At 70.6% G+C, this 19,683-nt stretch carries 22 protein-coding genes and 1 tRNA gene; 6 read left to right on the top strand and 17 right to left on the bottom strand.

What is annotated here, in order from left to right; genetic code table 11:
• The first annotated feature begins 1 nt into the window (after position 1).
• The 3 genes from ABZ845_RS23755 (at position 2) to ABZ845_RS23745 (ending at position 4,692) form a co-directional block, all read left to right on the top strand.
• Positions 2-1,402, top strand: coding sequence for a bifunctional glycosyltransferase family 2/GtrA family protein (locus ABZ845_RS23755; RefSeq protein WP_360982843.1), 1,401 nt, complete (start codon positions 2-4; stop codon positions 1,400-1,402).
• Positions 1,399-3,651: a glycosyltransferase family 39 protein gene (locus tag ABZ845_RS23750; protein ID WP_360982842.1), complete on the top strand. Its 2,253-nt coding sequence runs from the start codon at positions 1,399-1,401 to the stop codon at positions 3,649-3,651. Before ABZ845_RS23755 ends, ABZ845_RS23750 begins: the two co-directional genes overlap by 4 nt.
• 159 nt (positions 3,652-3,810) lie before the next feature.
• On the top strand, positions 3,811-4,692 hold the full coding sequence (locus ABZ845_RS23745) for a TetR/AcrR family transcriptional regulator C-terminal domain-containing protein (RefSeq protein WP_360982840.1): 882 nt from the start codon (positions 3,811-3,813) through the stop codon (positions 4,690-4,692).
• Here the strand turns inward: ABZ845_RS23745 and ABZ845_RS23740 are convergent.
• Positions 4,622-5,095 (bottom strand): PPOX class F420-dependent oxidoreductase, encoded by a 474-nt coding sequence (locus ABZ845_RS23740; RefSeq protein WP_360982838.1) that lies wholly within the window; start codon positions 5,093-5,095, stop codon positions 4,622-4,624. The two genes, ABZ845_RS23745 and ABZ845_RS23740, sit on opposite strands and share 71 nt — an antisense overlap.
• Positions 5,096-5,278: 183 nt before the next feature.
• Here ABZ845_RS23740 and ABZ845_RS23735 point away from each other — a divergent pair, with 183 nt between their 5' ends.
• The gene (locus tag ABZ845_RS23735) at positions 5,279-5,575 is read left to right on the top strand and encodes a hypothetical protein (RefSeq protein WP_360982836.1); all 297 of its coding nucleotides are present in this window, start codon (positions 5,279-5,281) and stop codon (positions 5,573-5,575) included.
• Between the two features lie 50 nt (positions 5,576-5,625).
• On the opposite strand, the gene ABZ845_RS23730 is transcribed toward ABZ845_RS23735, so the two are convergent.
• The 3 genes from ABZ845_RS23730 to ABZ845_RS23720 all read right to left on the bottom strand — a co-directional run bounded on the left by ABZ845_RS23730 (position 5,626) and on the right by ABZ845_RS23720 (position 9,705).
• Positions 5,626-6,450: a YceI family protein gene (locus ABZ845_RS23730; RefSeq protein ID WP_360982834.1), complete on the bottom strand. Its 825-nt coding sequence runs from the start codon at positions 6,448-6,450 to the stop codon at positions 5,626-5,628.
• Positions 6,451-6,572: 122 nt separating this feature from the next.
• Positions 6,573-9,158, bottom strand: coding sequence for an MFS transporter (locus ABZ845_RS23725; RefSeq protein WP_360982833.1), 2,586 nt, complete (start codon positions 9,156-9,158; stop codon positions 6,573-6,575).
• Between the two features lie 22 nt (positions 9,159-9,180).
• The gene (locus ABZ845_RS23720; RefSeq protein ID WP_360982831.1) at positions 9,181-9,705 is read right to left on the bottom strand and encodes a MarR family transcriptional regulator; all 525 of its coding nucleotides are present in this window, start codon (positions 9,703-9,705) and stop codon (positions 9,181-9,183) included.
• A 227-nt stretch (positions 9,706-9,932) separates the two neighbouring features.
• Here ABZ845_RS23720 and ABZ845_RS23715 point away from each other — a divergent pair, with 227 nt between their 5' ends.
• Positions 9,933-10,127 (top strand): hypothetical protein, encoded by a 195-nt coding sequence (locus tag ABZ845_RS23715; RefSeq protein ID WP_360982829.1) that lies wholly within the window; start codon positions 9,933-9,935, stop codon positions 10,125-10,127.
• A gap of 157 nt (positions 10,128-10,284) precedes the next feature.
• Here ABZ845_RS23715 and ABZ845_RS23710 read toward each other — a convergent pair whose 3' ends face one another.
• The 9 genes from ABZ845_RS23710 to ABZ845_RS23670 all read right to left on the bottom strand — a co-directional run bounded on the left by ABZ845_RS23710 (position 10,285) and on the right by ABZ845_RS23670 (position 16,146).
• Complete coding sequence (locus ABZ845_RS23710; RefSeq protein ID WP_360982827.1) at positions 10,285-11,001, bottom strand: hypothetical protein; 717 nt, start codon at positions 10,999-11,001, stop codon at positions 10,285-10,287.
• Between the two features lie 38 nt (positions 11,002-11,039).
• A complete protein-coding gene (locus tag ABZ845_RS23705) occupies positions 11,040-11,951 on the bottom strand; it encodes an RNA polymerase sigma factor SigF (RefSeq protein ID WP_360982825.1) in 912 nt (303 codons plus the stop codon).
• A gap of 245 nt (positions 11,952-12,196) precedes the next feature.
• A complete protein-coding gene (locus ABZ845_RS23700) occupies positions 12,197-13,303 on the bottom strand; it encodes a SigB/SigF/SigG family RNA polymerase sigma factor (RefSeq protein WP_360982823.1) in 1,107 nt (368 codons plus the stop codon).
• A 173-nt stretch (positions 13,304-13,476) separates the two neighbouring features.
• A complete protein-coding gene (locus ABZ845_RS23695) occupies positions 13,477-13,788 on the bottom strand; it encodes a Dabb family protein (protein WP_360982821.1) in 312 nt (103 codons plus the stop codon).
• Positions 13,789-13,859: 71 nt separating this feature from the next.
• Positions 13,860-14,036, bottom strand: a complete 177-nt coding sequence (locus tag ABZ845_RS23690) for a hypothetical protein (protein WP_360982819.1) — start codon at positions 14,034-14,036, stop codon at positions 13,860-13,862.
• Positions 14,037-14,482: 446 nt separating this feature from the next.
• Positions 14,483-14,567 (bottom strand) — tRNA-Ser (locus tag ABZ845_RS23685).
• Between the two features lie 90 nt (positions 14,568-14,657).
• Positions 14,658-15,086: a tRNA adenosine(34) deaminase TadA gene (tadA, locus tag ABZ845_RS23680; protein WP_360982947.1), complete on the bottom strand. Its 429-nt coding sequence runs from the start codon at positions 15,084-15,086 to the stop codon at positions 14,658-14,660.
• A gap of 77 nt (positions 15,087-15,163) precedes the next feature.
• Positions 15,164-15,697 (bottom strand): hypothetical protein, encoded by a 534-nt coding sequence (locus ABZ845_RS23675; protein ID WP_360982945.1) that lies wholly within the window; start codon positions 15,695-15,697, stop codon positions 15,164-15,166.
• 263 nt (positions 15,698-15,960) lie between these two features.
• Positions 15,961-16,146 carry a hypothetical protein gene (locus tag ABZ845_RS23670; RefSeq protein ID WP_360982817.1) on the bottom strand — a complete coding sequence of 62 codons (186 nt, stop codon included), beginning with the start codon at positions 16,144-16,146 and terminating at the stop codon, positions 15,961-15,963.
• 156 nt (positions 16,147-16,302) lie between these two features.
• Here ABZ845_RS23670 and upp point away from each other — a divergent pair, with 156 nt between their 5' ends.
• Positions 16,303-16,938, top strand: a complete 636-nt coding sequence (gene upp, locus ABZ845_RS23665; RefSeq protein ID WP_360982815.1) for a uracil phosphoribosyltransferase — start codon at positions 16,303-16,305, stop codon at positions 16,936-16,938.
• A gap of 259 nt (positions 16,939-17,197) precedes the next feature.
• Here the strand turns inward: upp and ABZ845_RS23660 are convergent, their stop codons facing one another.
• From ABZ845_RS23660 to ABZ845_RS23645, 4 genes are all read right to left on the bottom strand, one after another.
• The gene (locus tag ABZ845_RS23660) at positions 17,198-17,842 is read right to left on the bottom strand and encodes a LytR C-terminal domain-containing protein (RefSeq protein WP_360982813.1); all 645 of its coding nucleotides are present in this window, start codon (positions 17,840-17,842) and stop codon (positions 17,198-17,200) included.
• Positions 17,843-17,995: 153 nt separating this feature from the next.
• On the bottom strand, positions 17,996-18,292 hold the full coding sequence (locus tag ABZ845_RS23655; protein ID WP_003986294.1) for a type II toxin-antitoxin system VapB family antitoxin: 297 nt from the start codon (positions 18,290-18,292) through the stop codon (positions 17,996-17,998).
• Positions 18,293-18,937: 645 nt separating this feature from the next.
• Complete coding sequence (locus tag ABZ845_RS23650) at positions 18,938-19,165, bottom strand: hypothetical protein (RefSeq protein ID WP_360982812.1); 228 nt, start codon at positions 19,163-19,165, stop codon at positions 18,938-18,940.
• Between the two features lie 53 nt (positions 19,166-19,218).
• Complete coding sequence (locus ABZ845_RS23645; RefSeq protein WP_360982810.1) at positions 19,219-19,599, bottom strand: hypothetical protein; 381 nt, start codon at positions 19,597-19,599, stop codon at positions 19,219-19,221.
• Between the last annotated feature and the right edge of the window lie 84 nt (positions 19,600-19,683).

The following is a 19,683-nucleotide window of genomic DNA, read 5'->3' as shown; positions in this document are numbered from 1 at the left end:
CATGCGAACCGACTCTTCTCCCGGCACCCTGCCGGCGCGGGAGCACCTCCCGGCCTCCGGAGCCCGAACCCCTGTCCTGGACGTTGTGATCCCCGTGTACAACGAGGAGACGGACCTCCAGCCTTGTGTGCTGAGGCTGCATGAGCACCTCGAGCGCACCTTCCCGTATGCGTTCCGCATCACGATCGCCGACAACGCGTCGACCGACACCACGCCCGAGGTGGCGGCGCGGCTGGAGCGGCAGATCCCGCAGGTGAGGTACTGCCGGCTGGAACAGAAGGGCCGCGGGCGGGCGCTGCGGACCGTGTGGTCCGCGTCGGACGCGCCGGTGCTTGCGTACATGGATGTGGACCTGTCGACCGATCTCAATGCGCTGCTGCCGCTGGTGGCTCCGTTGATATCGGGTCACTCGGATCTGGCGATCGGTTCCCGGCTGGCACGTTCGTCCCGTGTGGTGCGTGGGCCCAAGCGGGAGTTCATCAGCCGCACGTACAACCTCATTCTGCGTGGTTCGCTGCAGGCCCGGTTCTCGGACGCGCAGTGCGGGTTCAAGGCGATCCGGGCGGATGTGGCGAAGGTGCTGCTGCCGCTGGTGGAGGACACCGGCTGGTTCTTCGACACGGAGATGCTGGTCCTGGCCGAGCGCGCCGGTCTGCGTATTCACGAGGTGCCGGTGGACTGGGTGGACGACCCGGACTCGACGGTGCACATCGCGAAGACGGCGACCGAGGACCTCAAGGGTGTGTGGCGTATCGGGAAGGCGCTGACGACGGGTTCGCTGCCGCTGGACCGGCTGGCGCGGCCGTTCGGCGACGATCCGCGGGACCGCGACATCACCGATGTGCCGCGAGGCCTTGCGCGTCAGCTGCTGGGTTTCTGTGTGGTGGGTGGTCTGTCCACCCTCTTCTATCTGGCGCTTTACAGCCTGTTCAGGGAGTTCGCGGGTTCCCAGACGGCCAACGCGCTCGCGTTGCTGGTGTCCGCGGTGGCCAATACGGCGGCCAACCGCCGGCTGACCTTCGGGGTGCGGGGACGGGGCGGCGCCGTGCGGCATCAGGCGCAGGGCCTGGTGGTCTTCGGTATCGGTCTCGCCCTCACCAGCGGTTCGCTCGCCGCCCTGAACGCGGCGACCACCAACCCCGCGCACTCCACGGAACTGACGGTCCTCATCGCCGCCAACCTCGCGGCGACCGTCCTGCGCTTCCTGCTCTTCAGGGCCTGGGTGTTCGGTGACCAGCGCGACGACTCGCCGATGACGGCGACGACCGCGCGGCCCGCCGGTGCCCACTACGACCGGCCCGCGCCCGTCCGCTCCGAGGCCCCCCGGGCCACGTACGGGGACACGGACCGGTTCTCGGGCCGCCAGGACGCGGACCGCTCCTCCTGGAGGAACTCCCGATGACCTCTGTCCTTGGTCATCCGGGCCGGGAGGAGGGCTCAGGGCCCTCCTCCTGGGGGCCGCCGACGGCCGTGCGGGAGCCGGTGCCGATGCGGGAACGGGCCGCCGTGCGGGAGCCGGCGGCCCCGCCGGCTTCCGTTCGAGGGCCTGGTGAGCCGAAGCGGCCGTCCGCGCGCGGGATCTGGCGCGGCCGTCCGGAAGACCCGCGCTGGGTGCGTCCCGCGTTCCTCGGCCTGTTGCTCGCCACCGCACTGCTGTACCTGTACGGCCTGAGCGCCTCCGGCTACGCGAACTCCTTCTACTCCGCGGCGGTCCAGGCCGGCAGCACGTCCTGGAAGGCGTTCTTCTTCGGCTCGCTGGACGCGGGCAACGCCATCACCGTCGACAAGCCCCCGGCCGCCCTGTGGCCGATGGCACTGTCGGTACGGGTCTTCGGACTCAGTTCATGGGCGATCCTCGTACCCGAGGCGATCATGGGTGTGCTCACGGTCGCCGTCGTGCACGGGGCCGTCAGGCGCCGCTTCAGCCCCGCGGCCGGTCTGATCGCGGTCGCCGTGCTCGCGCTGACCCCTGTCGCGGCGCTGATGTTCCGGTTCAACAACCCGGACGCACTGCTCACGCTGCTGATGGCGCTCACGGTCTACCTCGTCGTACGGGGCCTGGAGGACGGCCGCACCAAGTGGCTGGTGTGGGCGGGCGCCGTGGTCGGACTCGCCTTCCTGACCAAGACCTTGCAGGCCTTCCTGATCCTGCCCGCGCTGGCGATCGTCTACGGCGTCTGCGCCCCGGTGACGCTGCGGAAGCGGCTCGGCCAACTCGCCCTGTCGGCGGTCGCGCTGGTCGTCGCGGGCGGCTGGTGGGTCGCGATCGTCGAGTTGTGGCCCGCGTCCTCGCGCCCGTACACAGGCGGCTCGCAGAACAACTCGTTCCTTGAACTGACCTTCGGTTACAACGGTCTCGGCCGCCTCAACGGCTCCGAGACGGGCAGCGTCGGCGGCGGGAGCGGGGGCCAATGGGGCGCGACCGGCTGGGACCGGATGTTCAACTCCGAGATCGGCGGCCAGATCTCCTGGCTGCTGCCGGCCGCGCTGATCCTGATCGCCGCGGGCCTCGTGCTCTCGCGCGGCGCGCGGCGCACGGACCTGGTCCGTGCCTCGTTCCTGGCCTGGGGCGGCTCGCTGCTGATGACCGCGGTCGTCTTCAGCTATATGGCCGGAATCTTCCACCAGTACTACACGGTGGCCCTGACCCCGTATATCGCCGCACTGACCGGCATGGGCGTCACGGTTCTGTGGGAGGAGCGGTCCAGGACGTGGGCGGCGCTCACCCTGGCGGCCACGGTCACGGCGACCGCGGTCTGGGGCTATGTGCTCCTCGACCGCACGCCCGACTACCTTCCCTGGCTGAGGTGGCTCGTCCTCATCGGTGGTCTCGCCGGTGCCCTCGGCCTGGTGTTCATGGCGCGGCTCGGACGGCAGTTCGCGCTCGCCGCGGTGGGTCTGAGCTTCGTGGCCTCACTCGCGGGCCCGGCCGCGTACACCCTCAGCACCGTGGACCAGGGCCACACCGGGTCGATCGTCACCGCCGGTCCGGCGGGCGCGAGCACGATGGGCGGACGGGGAGGTCCCGGAGGGCCCGGTGGCCCCGGCGGCCCGGGGGGTGCCGGAGGCGGTGTCCCAGGCGGCGGCCCCGGAGCTCCGGGCGGTACGGGCGCCTTCGGCCGCAACACCGCGCCTGGCCAGAACCCTCAGAACGGTCAGAACCCACAGGGCCAGGGACAGGGCCGGAGACAGGGACAGGGCGGCAATCAGCCGGGCGCGTTCCCCGGCCCCGGTGGCGGCGGCCGAAGGGGCGGTGGAGGCGGCATGGGCGGCCTGCTCAACGGCGCCGTCGTCAGCACCGAGGCCGGGAATCTGCTGAAGAAGGACGCGGGTGACTACACCTGGGTCGCCGCTTCGATCGGTTCCCAGAACGCCGCGAGCTACCAGCTCGCCACGGGCGACCCGGTGATGGCGATCGGCGGCTTCAACGGCAGCGACCCGTACCCGACTCTGGCGAAGTTCCAGGAGTATGTGGCACAAGGCAGGATCCACTACTTCATCACGGGCGGTGTCGGCTCCGGAGGCGGCGGCGACAGCAGCGGAGGCTCCGAAGTCTCCTCGCAGATCAGCTCGTGGGTCGAGAAGAACTTCAAGAAGGTGACGGCCGGTTCGGCCACCTTCTACGACCTCACGCACAAGAGCGGCGGCTGACAGGCCGTATCGCTCGCACCGCGTCACCTTCTGGAGTGATGGCCCGGGGCCCGAAGTCCCGGGCCATTACGGCGATTGTGGCCGGACACGTCGTTCCCCGTGCCCCCGCCGGTACGCCTAGCATCGTGACCAGGCCCGGAGCGTCGAGGAAGGTGCGCCATGGTGAAGTCGGCCCAGCGGGCGGGGTGCCCGGCGCGTGCCAGCGTCTGGCTCGAGGACAAGGCACCCCGGAGCGGCGGCAGGCGCGGTGGCGGCGGCCAGCCGTCCGGCCTGGACCGCGACCGCATCACCGCGGCGACCGTACGGCTGCTGGACAGGGAAGGGCTCGTACGGTTCTCCATGCGGCGCCTGGCCGCCGAGCTCAACGTCACGGCGATGTCCGTCTACTGGTACGTGGACACCAAGGACGACCTGCTGGAACTCGCCCTGGACGCGGTCCACGGCGGGATGCGGCTGCCGGTGGCCGGCACGGTTCAGGACTGGCGTACCCAGCTGCGGGAACTCGCCCTTGAGTACCGGGCACTGCTGGTGCGCCACCCCTGGGTGTCGCCGCTGGCCGGGAGGTTCCTCAACATCGGGCCGCACTCCGCCGGCTTCGCCCTCGCCGTGCGGCGGGTGATCGGGCTGACCGGGCTGACGACGCACGGCCAGATGGGAGCCAGATCGGCGGTCTTCCAGTTCGTGTACGGCTTCGGCACGATCGAGGGCCACTTCATCGCCCGCTGCGCCGCGGCGGGGCTGAGCCAGGACGACTACGTCCACCACGCGCTGAGCGCGGTGACGGAGAGCCCCGGCCTCGGGGAGATCGCGCGCCATGCCGCGGACCTCATGGAGGCCCACGGCGGCGACACGGTGGAGGAGATGCGCGACCGGGACTTCACGTTCGCGCTGGAGACGCTGATCGCGGGCATCGAGGCGATGGTCGACCGGGACCCCCCGCGCCGGCCACCCCTGCCGGCCGACCCGGCGGTCAGCCCTCCGGCGACGCAAGCCGGGCCGGGAAGCCGCCCGTCGCCACCGGACCCCACCGAACCGGCGTGATCCGGATGATGGACTTGCCCTGCTTGGCCATCGCCTCCCGGTACTCGTCCCAGTCAGGGTGCTCACCGGCGATATTTCGGTAGTACTCCACGAGCGGCTCGACGGAGCCGGGCGAGTCGATGACCTCGGCCGTGCCGTCGATCTGGACCCAGGGCCCGTTCCACTCGTCGCTGAGCACGATCAGGCTGACCCGCTCATCCCTCTTCGCGTTGCGCGTCTTGGCGCGCTCGGGGTAGGTGGAGACCACGATCCGCCCCGAGTCGTCCACCCCGCAGGTCAGCGGCGACCCCTGGGGGCTCCCGTCGGCCCGGCGTGTCAGCAGGATCGCGCGGTGGCGGGGTCGTACGAAGTCCAGCAACTCATCCAGTGCCACTGTGGTGTTCGTCGCGATGTTCGGTGCCATGACGGCAGGCTAGTGCCCCGACAGGCAGCGTTCGCCCCGTCGTGACGCCCGGCATGGCGCGGTCTGAGTACTGTGCGCACCCGCGATTGAGTACCGGGACCGGTGTGCCGGGCCCGCTGAACGGCGTTGGATCGAGGCATGAACACAACAGCCCACTCTCCGATGCCCCCGGCTCAGGAAGCTGTGGAAAGAGACCGTTCCCGTTTCTGGTCCATGCTGTTCGCCGTCCTCTTCCTGCCGGCGGCCCTGGTTGCCTGGGTGCTGAGCCTGGCCTCCGAGCGTGCGTCGCGCTGCGTGACATACGGGGAGCAGTGCACCGGGGGACTGCCTGCCTGGCTGTTCGACGTGGGCGTCGGACTCGGCGCCGTCGCCTGTGTCATCGCCCTGGCCGCGCCCACCCTGCGGGTGCGGCAGGTGGCGGTCGCCGTCCAGGTCCAACTGGAGTTCGTGGCGCTGGTGGTGATCCTCAGCCACGCGTGAGCAGCCGGACGATTCCTCGGGCGGTGTGACGGCGCTTCGTTCCGCTGCGCCTACGCCCCCTGGGGCAGCGACTCCCCCTGCACCGCCTGGATGTCCAGCTCCACCTTCAGCGTGGTGCCGATCGCGGCGATGCCCGCCTGGAGGACCTGGTTGTAGTTCATCGCGAAGTCCTCGCGCCGCAGTTCCGTCGTCGCGCGGAAGGCGGCACGGGTGCCGCCCCACGGGTCGGCTCCGGTGCCGAGGTAGGAGAGGACCAGGTCGACCGGGCGTACGACGCCGTGCATGCCCAGTTCCCCGTGGACCGTCCAGCGGTCCGGGCCCGCGGCCGTGAGTCCGGCCGAGCGGTAGGTGATCTCCGGGTACCGCTCGATGTCCAGGAAGTCGGGCGACCGCAGGTGGTTGTCGCGCATGCCGTTGCCGGTGTCGACGGACGCGGCGCGGATGACGGCCTCGACGCGGGACTTGGCCACGTCGTCCGGGGCGATCTCGATGCGCCCGGTGAACTCGGTGAAACGGCCGTGCACGCTGGAGATCCCCAGGTGCTGGGCGACCGCGCTCACGGAGGAATGCGCCGGGTCGATGCTCCAGGGGCCGGGCGGGGGCAGGTCGACGCCGCCCTGCCTGGCCAGGGTCACGGTGCCGAGCTCCGCGCGCCCGCCGGCCGTGATGATCGCGCTGGAGGCGGCGGGAGCGTAGCCGACCGCGGTCACGATCACCGTGTAGGCGCCGGGGGTCAGCGTGGTCGTCTCCCGTACGGCCCCGTCCCCGTCGGCCTCGGCGCGCAGCACCTGTGTGCCGGTCATGTCGGTCACGGTGACGACCGCGTGCGACACGGCCCAACCGTCCCGCGTACGGATACGTGCGGTCAGTGCCATCGTGTGGTCTCCCTCTGAATCCTTGAACATCCCCGTAGGAGTTGAAAAATCCGGCTCATGGGGGGTGCGGCGCACCATCGCGTCACCGCTCGGTGCGCGCCCCCCCACGAGCCGGGTCCGGTCTATTCGCCCGGGTGGGCCAGCGCGATGTCGTGGTCGTCGACGCCGCGACCGCCCACCGTCACCGCCGTCGCCACCGGCGGGTAGCCCGTCGCGATGACGGTGTACTCGCCGCTGTTCAGGTCGGTGAAGGCGTACGCCCCGTCCACGCCGGTGGTGGCCGTGCCGACCACGTTGCCCGCCGCGTCCACCAGCGTCACGCGGGCGTCCGCCAGGGGGCCGTGCGGGGCCTGTACGAGGCCCTGGACCTGGGTGCCGGAGTCGAGGTCGACCTCGATCCGGGTGACTCCGGCGGCGCCGATCTCCACGGGCAGCGCGCGCGGCCGGTGTCCGGCGGCGTTCACCGCGAGGGTCACGGAGCCGGGCACCAGCTCGGTGAAGGAGAACTCGCCCTGCTCACCGGTCGTGGCGTTGGCCAGCAGGTCTCCGCGGACATCGGTCACGATCACCATCGCGTCCTTGACCGGCAGCCCGGTCTCGGTGGCCCGGACGACACCGCGCAGCCCGCTGGTGCCGCTGAGCAGGATGTCGTAAGAGACCGGGTCCTCGCCCACGACGACGGTCGAGGCCTGCGGCTGGAAGCCGTCGGCCGCGGCGATCAGGACGTACGAGCCCGTGCCGGGCGCGTCCACCGCGTAGGAACCGTCGGCCGCGGACACCGAGCGGCCCAGCTGCCGTCCCCCGAGGGAGATCAGCGTGACGGCGGCCCGGGGGACGGGAGCGCTCTCGGCGCCGCGGACATGGCCGCGGACCGGGACGCCGCCGCCCTCACCGGCGGGGACCGGCGGGGCCATCGTGGCGACCGCGGACAGCCGCTGGGTGCCGTCGGCCGCGGGCTCCGTGCTCGCCACCGCCGCCCAGCTCGGGACCCGCTCCCCGGTGGCCTCGCCGGCGCTCTCCCCGGCGAAGACGGCCTCCTCCACCTCGAGCGCCGCCACGTCGAGGGCCGTCTCGGCGGCCGTCTCGCCCGCCGTCGGCACGTGCCCGGACTCGGAGGCCGCTGCCTGCTCCAGGCCACCCTTGGTCCTCAGCGGGACCTCCTTGATGAACAGCGTGATCACGAAGGAGAAGAACACCAGGCCGGCGGCGATCAGGAAGATATCGGCGATGCCGTGGCCGTACGCGCTCTGCGTGAGCGTGCGCAGCGGCTCGGGCAGCTTCGCCAGGTCGGGGATGGACCCGTCGGAGTGCATATGGGCGGCGAGCCGGATGTACTTCGGCTGGAGGTCGTAGAGGCCGTCCGTGAAGTAGTGGGTGATCCGGTGGGACAGCACCGCGCCGAGCGCCGAGACGCCCACCGCACCGCCGAGGGACCGGAAGAAGGTGACCGTCGAGCTGGCCGAACCGAGGTCCTTCGGCTCCACCTGGTTCTGCGTGGACAGCACCAGGTTCTGCATCATCATGCCGATGCCGAGACCCATCAGCGCCATGAAGACGGCGACCTTCCAGTACGCCGTGTCGTAGCGGATGGTGCCGAGCAGGCCTAGGCCCGCCGTGACGAACACACCGCCCGCGACCAGCCACGCCTTCCACTTGCCGGTCTTGGTGATGACCTGACCGGAGACCGTGGAGGAGACGAAGAGTCCGCCGATCATCGGGATCGTCAGGACACCGGACATCGTCGGGGACTTGTCCCGCGCCAGCTGGAAGTACTGGGCGAAGAACACCGTGCCGGTGAACATCGCGACACCCACGAAGAGTGAGGCGAGCGACGACAGGGTGATGGTGCGGTTGCGGAACAGGCGCAGCGGGATGATCGGCTCGGCGGCCTTGGACTCGACGAGGACGAAGATCAGTCCGAGGAGGACGGAGCCGCCCACCATCGTGTAGGTCTGCCAGGACAGCCAGGCGTACTTGTCACCGCCGAAGGTCACCCAGATCAGCAGCAGGGACACCGCGGCGGAGATGAAGAGCGCGCCGGCCCAGTCGACCTTCACGCTCCGCTTGGCCACGGGCAGGTGCAGGGTCTTCTGCAGCACGATCAGTGCGACGACGGCGAAGGGGATACCGACGTAGAAGCACCAGCGCCAGCCGAGCCAGGAGGTGTCGGTGATGACACCGCCGATCAGCGGGCCGCCGACCGTGGCGACGGCGAAGGTCGCGCCGAGGTAGCCGGAGTAACGGCCGCGCTCACGCGGGGAGATCATCGCGGCCATGACGATCTGCGCCAGTGCGGACAGACCGCCGACGCCGATGCCCTGGACGACACGGCAGGCGATGAGCATGCCGGGGTTCTGCGACAGGCCCGCGGCCATCGAGCCCAGGACGTAGATGACCAGGGCTATCTGGACGAGGGCCTTCTTGTTGTACAGGTCCGCGAGCTTGCCCCACAGCGGCATGGTGGCGGTCATGGACAGCAGGGCGGCGGTGACGACCCAGGTGTAGGCCTCCTGGCCGCCCCCGAGGTCGCCGATGATGTGCGGCAAGGCGTTCGACACGATCGTGGACGACAGGATCGCCACGAACATGCCGAGGAGAAGCCCGGAGAGGGCCTCCATGATCTGCCGGTGCGTCATCGGAGCGCCGTCCGGGGTGCCTCCCCCGTGCTTGGCGTGGGCCCGCACACCGGCTGGTGTGGTCGTTGCCATGGGCTTCCTTTTCTTACGTCTCTTATGCGGGTGTACGGGTGGTCTCGTCAGCAACGGCCGGCGCTGCGACAGCGAACGCGGTCGCGGTCGCGATCGTGGTCGGCGCGAGCCGGGGTGCGGGGCGGCAGTCGAAGCTCTCCCTGATCCGGGCCATCAACTGGGTCAGCCGGCCGACGTCGTCGTCCGACCAGTCGCTCAGCCGTTCGGCCAGCAGCTCGACGGTGAGCCGGGACAGCTCGTCGAGCTGGTCCTGGCCGGATGCCGTCAGGCGCAGGATGCGGGAGCGTTTGTCCGCCGGGTCGGGGGAGCGCTCGATCCAGCCGCGGTCCGCCGCGTGCGCGACATGGCGGCTGGTGACCGACATGTCGACGGCGAGCAGCTCCGCGAGCTTGCCCATGCGCATGTCTCCATGACGGCCGAGGAGCGTCAGTACGGCGGCGGTGCCGCTCGGGCAGGCGGGCGGCAGGGTGCGCCCGATGTGCCGCTTCACCGCGCCGATGGCGCTGAGCTGGCGGGCCAGCTCCTCGTACTGCGCTTGCGCGGCCATCACACCTCCAGGTTTCGTTGCTTTGGGCAACCATAAACGATTGGTTGCTGCAGGCAAATGAAATCGGGAAGGACTCGAGTAAAAACTTGACAAAGGCAAGCATTGGCATCTGCACATGTGCAGGTGGGGCGGGGCGGCGATGGGGTCCCTCGTCCGCGAAAGCCGCACAAGCTGCTTACCTGACCCCCGCTTGGGGAGTACCGCCCTTTTCGCTAGGGTCTCGGGCCATGGCTAACACCCAGGGCCCCCAGGGCAACCACGACCCCGCCGGCAGCACGCAGATGTTCCGCGCGTTCGTCGACGAGTCCCCGCAGAGCAGGCAGACGCCGTCCGCCACGGCGGGCCCCCGCGTCGGTCTGATCATCGGCGTAGTCGTCGCCGTGGCCATCGTCGCGGCGGTCGCCTGGCTCGCACTGAAGTAAGGCGTCGGCAGGCTCTCCTGCCAGGCTCCTGCTTCCCTTACGTCCACGGGACGGGGACGCCCGTCCCGTGTCTCGGCATGCCGTTTTCGTGTGTCTGGAGGGACGCGCCGGGCGGTGACCGCGCCCGCGCAGTCTCGCGGGACAGGGCCTGCGGGTCCTACTTCCACTGGACGGACACGTCCCGCGTCTCGATGTGCATGCCCAGTGGCACGCGCCACGCGTCGACGCATACCGTCCAGGTCTTACGTACCGACGCCCCGGCGCCGATCGGTGCCGGCAGTGGGTCCGAGGACGTGATCGTCGCCCAGTCGATCCCGAGCCCGCCGATGATGTGCGTGCCGAAGGCCACCGTGCCCGAACGCACCGCGCTGCCGCCGGTGTTGCGGAAGGAGACGGTGACCTGTTCGCACCGGCGCTGGTCGGTGGACCGGCGTGCGGTTCCGCTCACGGTCAGTGCGGCGGGGGCGGGTGAGGTGGAGGGTGCCGCGGAGGGGGAACTCCCGCCACCGGGCGAGGACTTGGCGGGAACGGGGGGTACGGCGCTGTTGTCCGGTACGGGGGGTTCGGGGACTTCGGGGGCACTCTGCCGGGGCGCGGACGAGGCGCTGGAGCCGGCTGCCGGGTTCTGAGCCGGGGACGTCGCACCGCCGGTGGGTTTCGCACCTGGCAGCGGTACCAGCGTGACATCGGCCGTCGGGGCGGCCGCCGTGCCCGACGCGGGAGGGAAGCCGCCCGCCGGTCCCGCCGCGACATAGCCGTCGCGGGCTTCGCCGCCCGTGCACGCGCCCAGGATCCCGCCCAGACATACGACCGCCGTCGAGGCACCGATCAAGGCGCCTCGACGGCCCCGCAACCATGCCGCCGCTCGAAGCATCGCGCCAGTGTGGCTGACGCTTCGTCAATTGAGAACCCTCAGTCCGAGATGAGGCCCTCGCGCAGCTGCGCCAGTGTGCGGGTCAGCAGCCGGGAGACGTGCATCTGCGAGATGCCGACCTCCTCGCCGATCTGCGACTGCGTCATGTTCGCGAAGAAGCGCAGCATGATGATCCGCCGCTCGCGGGGCGGGAGTTTGGCCAGCAGCGGCTTGAGGGACTCGCGGTACTCCACGCCCTCCAGGGCCGAGTCCTCGTAGCCGAGGCGGTCCGCGAGGGAGCCCTCGCCGCCGTCGTCCTCGGGGGCCGGGGAGTCGAGGGAGGAGGCCGTGTAGGCGTTGCCCACGGCGAGGCCGTCGACCACGTCCTCCTCCGACACGCCCAGCACGGCGGCGAGTTCGCCGACCGTCGGCGAGCGGTCGAGCTTCTGCGACAGCTCGTCGCTCGCCTTGGTGAGCGCCAGGCGCAGCTCCTGGAGGCGGCGCGGGACGCGCACCGACCACGACGTGTCCCTGAAGAACCGCTTGATCTCGCCCACGACCGTCGGCATCGCGAACGTCGGGAATTCCACACCGCGTTCGCAGTCGAAGCGGTCGATCGCCTTGATCAGGCCGATCGTGCCGACCTGGACGATGTCCTCCATCGGCTCGTTGCGGCTACGGAAGCGGGCGGCTGCGTAGCGCACCAGCGGGAGGTTCAGCTCGATGAGCGTGTCCCGGACGTAGACGCGCTCCGGGCTGTGCTCGTCGAGTGCGGCGAGCCGCAGGAAGAGGGAGCGGGACAGGGTGCGGGTGTCGATGGCCTCGGGGGACGGGAGGTCCTGGGCCTCGGGTGCCGGAAGAGCCTCGGCGCCCGGAAGGTCCTGAGGGGCCTGAAGGTCCTCGAGCACGTCGGGCGCGGAGTCGCTCTGCAAGAGCGTGAGCACCTTCGAGCTGCCCTGATCTGCGGACATGCCACCCCCTTTGGGTCGCGGGACGGTCGCGGCGGACGCTCCCGTCGGAGGAACGCAGCCTCCACCTGAATACCGGCCGCGAGGCTGCGGCAAACACGCTGCCGGAAGAATGTCACATGTCGGCAACGCGCTGTAGTGACATGTCGACATCCAGGAGGCGAATGCGCCCTGGTTGGAAGGGTTCTGAGGCGATTTCAGAGCGGAACTGCCGGGAGAAGCTCTTGTGGACGATTCGCTCTCAAGAGCTATGCATCGATCCTGTTTGCGGATCTCAGTCGCGCGAAGCTCCTCGCGAGGAGCCTTGACACATGCATCTGGGAGACTCCCAGTTCGGCACTGATCTGCGACTGGGTCAGATTGCTGTAGTAGCGCAGCAGCAGGATCCGCTGTTCCCGCTCCGGAAGTTGGACGAGCAGGTGCCGTACGAGGTCACGGTGTTCGACCCCGTCCAGCGCGGGGTCCTCGTAGCCGAGCCGGTCGAGCAGGCCGGGGAGCCCGTCGCCCTCCTGGGCGGCCTCCAGTGACGTCGCGTGGTACGAGCGGCCCGCCTCGATGCACGACGTCACCTCGTCCTCCGTGATGCGCAGCCGCTCGGCGATCTCCGCCGTGGTGGGCGAACGTCCGTACGCCGTCGTGAGGTCCTCGGTCGCGCTGTTGACCTGTACCCACAGCTCGTGCAGCCTGCGCGGTACATGGACCGTGCGGACGTTGTCGCGGAAGTAGCGCTTGATCTCGCCGACGACGGTCGGCATCGCGAAGGTCGGGAACTGCACGCCCCGTTCGGGGTCGAAGCGGTCGATGGCGTTGATCAGACCGATCGTGCCGACCTGGACGACATCCTCCATCGGCTCGTTGCGCGAGCGGAAGCGGGCGGCGGCATAGCGCACCAGGGGGAGGTTCGCCTCGATGAGCGCCCCCCGCACGCGATGGTGCTCCGTCGTGCCCGGCTCCAGCCTCTGGAGTTCGGCGAAGAGCATCTGGGTGAGGGCGCGGGTGTCGGCGCCGCGGCGCTTGTGGGGGGCGTCGGTCTGGGAGGTTTCGCTGGTTTCGCTGGTTTCGCTGGTTTCGCTGGATTCGCTGGATTCGGCGGGTTGTGCGGGATCGGCGGACTCGGCGGACTCGGCGGACGGAGCTGGTTCGGCCGGCTCGACGGCCTTCTGTGCCTCGGTGTCGGTGGTGGGGGGTTCTTGAGGGTGGGGATGGGCGTCGTCGGCGGAGTTTTCCTGGGCCGGGGCATCGGCCGGGGCGTCGTTCGTGGCGGATTCCTGGGACGGTCCGGAAGCGGGGGCCGAAGCCTCGTCCTGGGGCGGCGCGGTACTGGCCGACACGGTCAACGCCACCTCTTCATCCATCCACGCATCCGTCAATAGTCAATTCACTGTCAAAAGCGGTCATAGCATCACAAGAAATGGACACTGTGTGCAAGCACCGCATAACTCCGTGTTGGGGAGGAGTTGGGCCCTCATTACGCAGGAAAGCCCCCCACCGTTTCCGGTGGGGGGCGCCGCGAGTGGTGTCGCCCGGATTAGCCGGTCGTTGTCGCTCGGATTTCGTAGTCGGCGATCACCCAAGTGGCGAACTCGCGCCACAGGGCGACGCCCGCCTGGTGTGCCGGGTGCTCGAGGTAGCGGCGCAGGGCGTCGGTGTCCTCCACGGCCGAGTTGATCGCATAGTCGTACGCGATGGGCCGGTCCGTGATGTTCCAGGCGCACTCCCAGAAGCGCAGCTCCTCGATCGTGTCGCCGAGCGCCTCGAAGGCGCGTACGCCTTCCACGACACGGGGGTCGTCGCGCTGGACGCCCTCATTGAGCTTGAAGAGGACCAGATGCCGGATCACGGGCGCTCCCAGGGGTTCGACGGCGGTCGACAGCAGCGGTCGACGGCGGTGGCCGCCCGGCCGTGGGAGCCCTATTTGGCCCCGTCGGCGAGCCACGTCATGAAGTGACCGACGGCCTTGGCGGCATTCGAGATGCCCTCGAACCCTATCTGGACGTAGTCGGCGGCCTTGGCAGGGTCGGTGATGATCACGTACAGCACGAAGACCACGACCGCGTACAGCGCGATTTTCTTTCCCTGTACCGCCACCGAGGCCTCCCCCCGTCTTTCCCGCCCCGCTGGGGGCGTTCGCCGGCGGTGAGTCTAACCCGGTCTGGTGTTCGGGGCCCGCAAAAGATCACGTATGCACCAAGTCCTCACGTGGATCTTTCTCTCGCGCATCCCTGCGGCCAACGGCTCAGGGGACAGGACTGTTTGGGGCCAGGCCGCCCGGAGCGGGCGTGCGCGAGTCCGGACGGGCCGGGCGGGCAGGACGACCGGCAAGGACGGGCCGGGCGGGCTGAGCGCGGGCTGAGGCGCGCGATGAGGGCTTCCTGAAGGCCCCAGGAGGGTCGCTTCGGCCAGGAGGCCGCCCCTGAGCCCGGAGGCGGCCCGAGGCCCGCGCGAAGGGCCCGTACACGCGAACGGGGACGGCAGCCGGGACGGAGGCGGACACGCAAGAAAGGGCCCCACCTGGCGGTGGGACCCCTCTACAGCGGTAGCGGAGGGATTTGAACCCTCGGTGACTTGCGCCACACTCGCTTTCGAGGCGAGCTCCTTCGGCCGCTCGGACACGCTACCGAGGGAGACCCTACCCCAAGGTGTGCCATGGTCCGAAATCCGTTTCCAGGCCGTGCCAGGCCCGAGCCAGGTCCTGGCCAGGACCGGGGCTCAGCGGCCCCGGAAGAAGTCCGTGAGTATCCGCGCGCAGTCGTCCGCGAGGACCCCCGGGACGACCTCGGGGCGGTGGTTCAGGCGCCGGTCGCGCACCAGGTCCCACAGCGATCCGACCGCGCCGGCCTTCTCGTCGCGCGCGCCGTAGACCAGCCGGTCCACCCGGGACTGCTGGAGCGCGCCCGCGCACATCGTGCAGGGCTCCAGGGTGACGACGAGCGTGCAGCCGGGCAGCCGCCACTCGCCGAGCGCCGTCGCGGCCCGGCGGAGCGCGAGGATCTCCGCGTGGGCCGAGGGGTCGCCGGTGGCCTCGCGTTCGTTGTGGCCGGTGGCGAGCACCGCCCCGTCCGCGGACAGCACGACGGCGCCGACCGGGACGTCACCGTGCTCGGCGGCCCGCTCGGCCTCTTCCAGGGCGAGCCGCATCGCGGCCCGCCACCGGTCGCGTACCGGATCGGGGGCCTGCGCCCCGTCCTCGGTCACCGGGTGCACCTGGAAACCTCCTAGCGGACGGTCTCCAGGACCTCGGAGGCGCCGAGCGAGTCCGCGATCGTGCTGAGCGCGTCCTCGGCGTCCAGGGCGCGCAACTCTCTCTCGCCGACACCGAGGTCGTCGAGGATCTCGCTGTCGCCCACGGGGCCGTGCGGCATGGAGGCGTCCGCCGTGGTCCCCTCCTCGTCGTCGGAGTCATCGGGTTCACCGTCCTCCGTGCCGTCGAGGTCGAGGGAGTCCAGGTCGGCACTGTCGTCCCCGGGCTCCCTGCCGAGCAGTTCGTCGGTGAGCAGGATCTCGCCGTACGAGCTACGGGCAGCGGCGGCGGCGTCCGAGACGTAGATACGAGGGTCCTCCTCGCCGTCCACGCGGACGACGCCGAACCACGCGTCCTCCTGCTCGATGAGTACGAGCACCGTGTCCTCGTCGACCGAGGCGTCGCGGGCCAAGTCGGTCAGATCCGACAAGGTCTCCACATCGTCGAGCTCTGTGTCGCTCGCTTCCCACCCGTCTTCGGTGCGCGCGAGCAGTGCGGCGAAGTACACCGTGACTCTCCCACTGGTCATAGGCGTGCCGGTTGGGGTTCCCCCCGGCGGAGGTTGCGGGCGGGGGTGCTCTTCCGAGCCCCGCCCACTCGGAATCGTGGCAGAAACAAGGCGCTCAGGGGACGTCTTCCGCTCCCTGTGTCTGGCCGTTTCGAGCCTTGATACGCGCTCCGCCCAGCAGCGCACTCGTTGCCGCCACCTGCGGATCGTACGCGGCCCGGGGCGGTGAGGCCGCATGGCCACCCCCCATGGCGGCCAAGTCACTACCAGCGGAAGGTACGCATGCGCATGGCATGACGCAGGCGTGCGGCCTTGGCGCGCCGGGGCTGTACGCGGTCGCGCAGCTCCCGTGCCTCGGCGAGTTCCCGCAGGAACCGGGCGCGGCGCACCCTGCGCTCGCGGTCCGTCTCCCGCGCCGCGGGCTCCTCTTGGGACTCCCCGTCGAGCATGTGCCCCCCATCCCGGTAGCGTTCTTCTCACTTTCCCTCTGATGGGGGGGTCCGATGCCGCGAAGCGGCGGATCCCGCGCGGACGACCCGCCGGGCGGCCCGGGGCCCGCGGGTGCGGGCGCGGCGGGCAGGGCAACCCCGGTTACTGTTAGGGACATGCGTCTCCATGTCGTCGACCACCCCCTGGTCGCTCACAAGCTCACCACGCTGCGCGACCGGCGCACCGATTCGGCCACCTTCCGTCGGCTCGCCGACGAGCTCGTCACGCTGCTCGCCTACGAGGCCACGCGTGACGTGCGCACCGAGCAGATCGACATCGAGACCCCGGTCGCCTCCACCACCGGAGTCAAGCTGTCCCGCCCCCGCCCGCTGGTCGTGCCCATCCTGCGGGCCGGTCTCGGCATGCTGGACGGCATGGTCCGGCTGCTGCCGACCGCCGAGGTGGGCTTCCTGGGCATGATCCGCGACGAGGAGACGCTCCAGGCCTCCACGTACGCGTCGCGCATGCCGGAGGACCTCTCGGGCCGCCAGGTCTATGTCCTGGACCCGATGCTCGCGACCGGCGGCACGCTCGTCGCGGCGATCCACGAGCTGATCAAGCGCGGCGCGGACGATGTGACGGCCGTGGTGCTGCTCGCCGCCCCGGAGGGCGTCGAGCTCATGGAGCGCGAGCTGGCAGGTACTCCGGTCACGGTGGTGACCGCGGCGGTCGACGATCACCTCAACGAGCACGGCTACATCGTGCCGGGACTGGGCGACGCCGGGGACCGGCTCTACGGCGCGGCCGAGTAGGCGCGGAAGCGGCGCGCCTGAGCGCTCCGCGGGAATTGCGGTTCGTCTCCGCGGGTCCGTCCGCGGGCCCGTCCTGGCCGGCCACGCCCGTGCGGCGGAGCCCCGGGTACCTGCAAGGCCCCGCGCCCGGCCTGATCCAAACGAGAGGCCCTGGGCGCGGAAGAGGGCGGCGCGGAGGGCGTACGGACGGCAGGTGCGGTTCCCGGGCGGGAGCCGCATCCCCGGACCGGGTTCCGTGGCCGTGCCGGAAGCGGCGGCCTCAGCAGCCCTTCTTGCCGTTCTTGCCGCCCGGCGACGCCGACGCGGTCAGGGCCGCCAGTGCCTTGTCGGCGTCCGCCTTGCTGGTCAGCGACGTGAACTTGTCGCCGAGGATCAGGTCGACGGCGTTACTGGTGCGGGACGTGTCGTCGCGGCGCTCGACGCCCGGGAGCTGGGTACCGATGACCGGCAGCGAACCGTCGAGAGAGGTCTTCGCGCCGAACAGCACCGCGACACCCTTGACCTTCTTGTCGAAGTTCTGGGGCGCGTTGCCCACGTCTCCGATGCGGAAGCCTCGTTTCTTCAGCTCGTCCGCGGTGTCCTTGGCGAGGCCGCTGCGCGGCGTGGCGTTGAGGACGTTCACGGTGATCTGGGCGGGGTGCGGCAGGGCCTTGGGGGAGGCCGCGGGCGACGCGCCCACCTTGGTCTTGCAGTCGGCCTTGACACCGGCCGCCGTCGCCTTGCCGCCGCCGGTGAAGACGTCGATGAGTTGCAGGGTTCCCCAGCCGATCAGTCCGATGGCGGCCACGGACGCGATGACGGCGAACACGAGCCGGCCGCGGCGCCGGGGTCGGCGCATCCGCGGGTATTTGTCCCCCGTGATCCGGTACTGGCCGCCCATGCCTGGGGGAGTCAGCATGCTCATGAGGCGCAGCGTAGTGCGCCGAGGCGGCAATGCCTACTAGATGATCATTGGATGCCTCAGACTCCAACCCGAAAGGGTCAAAGGGCGCGCGCGGCCGGCCCTCGCGCTCCCCGGGGGGACCGGTCGGCCGAGGCCGGTCGGGTGCAGCCGGGTTCAGCCGAGTTCGAGGACTCTCGCGTGCAGGACCTGGCGCTGCTGGAGTGCCGCACGGACGGCGCGGTGGAGGCCGTCCTCCAGGTACAGGTCGCCCTGCCACTTCACGACGTGCGCGAAGAGGTCGCCGTAGAACGTCGAGTCCTCGGCGAGCAGGGTCTCCAGGTCGAGCTGCTGCTTGGTCGTCACCAGCTGATCGAGGCGGACCGGGCGCGGCGCGACGTCCGCCCACTGCCGGGTGCTTTCCCGGCCGTGGTCGGGGTACGGCCGGCCGTTTCCGATGCGCTTGAAGATCACACGGAAAGCCTACCGGTCAAGTCGATCCGGGCGCAGCCATGGCGGCGGAGTACGGCAGGGGAAAAGACGCGGTAAACAGTGCCAAAACGGGAGACTGACGGAGATGGAGCTCGGCCGGGGCGCGCCCGGGAGCGCCGCCCCGGGGTGACGGGGCGCGCTCCTGCGCTCGCGCCCTTCCCCGCGCTTGGGCGCCTGCGCGGCCCGGGGCTGCCGGGTCGGCTCCCGCGCGCTTGTGCTCAGGGCCCAGAGCTCCAGAGCTCCAGAGCTCCAGAGCTCCAAGCGCGTCGGGCAGAGTCGGGTGCGGTTCCGTGGCGCCCTGAAGGGGCGCGGGGCCCTGTCGGCAGGCGGCTCCGCCGCGCGGGCGCGGCCTGCCACGACGGGCCCGTGGATGATGCACCGCAATTTCCGCGGAGCGCTTGGTGCTTCAGGGCCTCCACGCTCCGGGGAACCGCGGGGGAGCGTTTCCGGGGCGGGCGGATCCGTGTGGTGCGCGTCCGAGGCATGGGCTGATCCGGTGGCTCGCCGGAGGTCCACGCCATCGGCGGTATCCGCCGCGCCGTCGTTACGTGTACATCTCCACTTGTGCGTCGCCGGGGGCGGTCACCCACTCAGGGTGACCGCCCGGTGTGCGTGCCGCTCGTCCCGCTACCCGTCGTCTCTCCTTCCGGGCGGGACGACGGGCGGACGGCTGTGATCCCGCCCGGCGTCGGGATCCGGTGCGGGGTCCAGGGCGGGGTCCAGGGCGGGATCCAGGTCGGGGTCCGGGGCAGGCTTCGGTGCGGTCTCGGGGTCGGGTTCCTGTCGCGGTTTCGAGCTGCGTGCGGCCTCGGCACGCAGCAGGGCGTGCAGGACCGCGTACGGGTCGATGAGCATGACGATGTCCTCGCGTTGCTGGCAGGGGTGACGGTTCCGGAGAGCCGGTTCTGTCAGCAGCGCAGGACGACGGTGCTCAGGGCGCGCAGGGCAGGGAAGCGAGGCGTCCGCGCGGGGGCGGCGGGAGTCGCGGCATGGGGCCCGGGGCTCCTGGTGACGCTTCGTCCGCAGGGGTGCGGCAGCCGTGGCGCGGGTGCGCGTACGCGCAGACCCGTGGGCCCGGGCACCGCCGCGAGATCGTCGTACTCCTCCGTGTCCCACGCGGAGTACGACGAGCAGACCGCGGCGGTGTCGGCTTCCATCGGCCCCGTGTGCGCGCCGGCCAGGAGCAGCGCGACGAGCACCACGAGCACCCGCAACCGGGCAACGCACCGCCGGGCAACGCACCGGCGGGCGGTGCGCGGGGCGGGCGAAGCGTGGCTCACGGGGCTCACGAGGGTCATCTCCCCATCGCGCACGCACCGTTCATCGTGTCGGCGGCCAAACCGCTCGCTCGGGGTATCTGCCGGGCGCGGGGT

The organism is Streptomyces sp. NPDC047022, from assembly GCF_040644155.1.
Classification (GTDB): Bacteria; Actinomycetota; Actinomycetes; order Streptomycetales; family Streptomycetaceae; genus Streptomyces.
This window is presented reverse-complemented; position numbering and strand designations above follow the sequence as displayed.

Excerpts from the sequence above, each read along its gene's own strand:
- upp (WP_360982815.1), top strand. The coding sequence starts at position 16,303 with ATGCGTCTCCATGTCGTCGACCACCCCCTGGTCGCTCACAAGCTCACC.
- ABZ845_RS23660 (WP_360982813.1), bottom strand. The coding sequence starts at position 17,842 with ATGAGCATGCTGACTCCCCCAGGCATGGGCGGCCAGTACCGGATCACG.
- ABZ845_RS23670 (WP_360982817.1), bottom strand. The coding sequence starts at position 16,146 with ATGCTCGACGGGGAGTCCCAAGAGGAGCCCGCGGCGCGGGAGACGGAC.
- tadA (WP_360982947.1), bottom strand. The coding sequence starts at position 15,086 with ATGCGGCTCGCCCTGGAAGAGGCCGAGCGGGCCGCCGAGCACGGTGAC.
- ABZ845_RS23745 (WP_360982840.1), top strand. The coding sequence starts at position 3,811 with ATGGTGAAGTCGGCCCAGCGGGCGGGGTGCCCGGCGCGTGCCAGCGTC.
- ABZ845_RS23650 (WP_360982812.1), bottom strand. The coding sequence starts at position 19,165 with ATGCTCATCGACCCGTACGCGGTCCTGCACGCCCTGCTGCGTGCCGAG.
- ABZ845_RS23710 (WP_360982827.1), bottom strand. The coding sequence starts at position 11,001 with ATGCTTCGAGCGGCGGCATGGTTGCGGGGCCGTCGAGGCGCCTTGATC.
- ABZ845_RS23730 (WP_360982834.1), bottom strand. The coding sequence starts at position 6,450 with ATGGCACTGACCGCACGTATCCGTACGCGGGACGGTTGGGCCGTGTCG.
- ABZ845_RS23725 (WP_360982833.1), bottom strand. The coding sequence starts at position 9,158 with ATGGCAACGACCACACCAGCCGGTGTGCGGGCCCACGCCAAGCACGGG.
- ABZ845_RS23750 (WP_360982842.1), top strand. The coding sequence starts at position 1,399 with ATGACCTCTGTCCTTGGTCATCCGGGCCGGGAGGAGGGCTCAGGGCCC.
- ABZ845_RS23720 (WP_360982831.1), bottom strand. The coding sequence starts at position 9,705 with ATGGCCGCGCAAGCGCAGTACGAGGAGCTGGCCCGCCAGCTCAGCGCC.
- ABZ845_RS23700 (WP_360982823.1), bottom strand. The coding sequence starts at position 13,303 with ATGGATGAAGAGGTGGCGTTGACCGTGTCGGCCAGTACCGCGCCGCCC.
- ABZ845_RS23705 (WP_360982825.1), bottom strand. The coding sequence starts at position 11,951 with ATGTCCGCAGATCAGGGCAGCTCGAAGGTGCTCACGCTCTTGCAGAGC.
- ABZ845_RS23755 (WP_360982843.1), top strand. The coding sequence starts at position 2 with ATGCGAACCGACTCTTCTCCCGGCACCCTGCCGGCGCGGGAGCACCTC.
- ABZ845_RS23740 (WP_360982838.1), bottom strand. The coding sequence starts at position 5,095 with ATGGCACCGAACATCGCGACGAACACCACAGTGGCACTGGATGAGTTG.
- ABZ845_RS23715 (WP_360982829.1), top strand. The coding sequence starts at position 9,933 with ATGGCTAACACCCAGGGCCCCCAGGGCAACCACGACCCCGCCGGCAGC.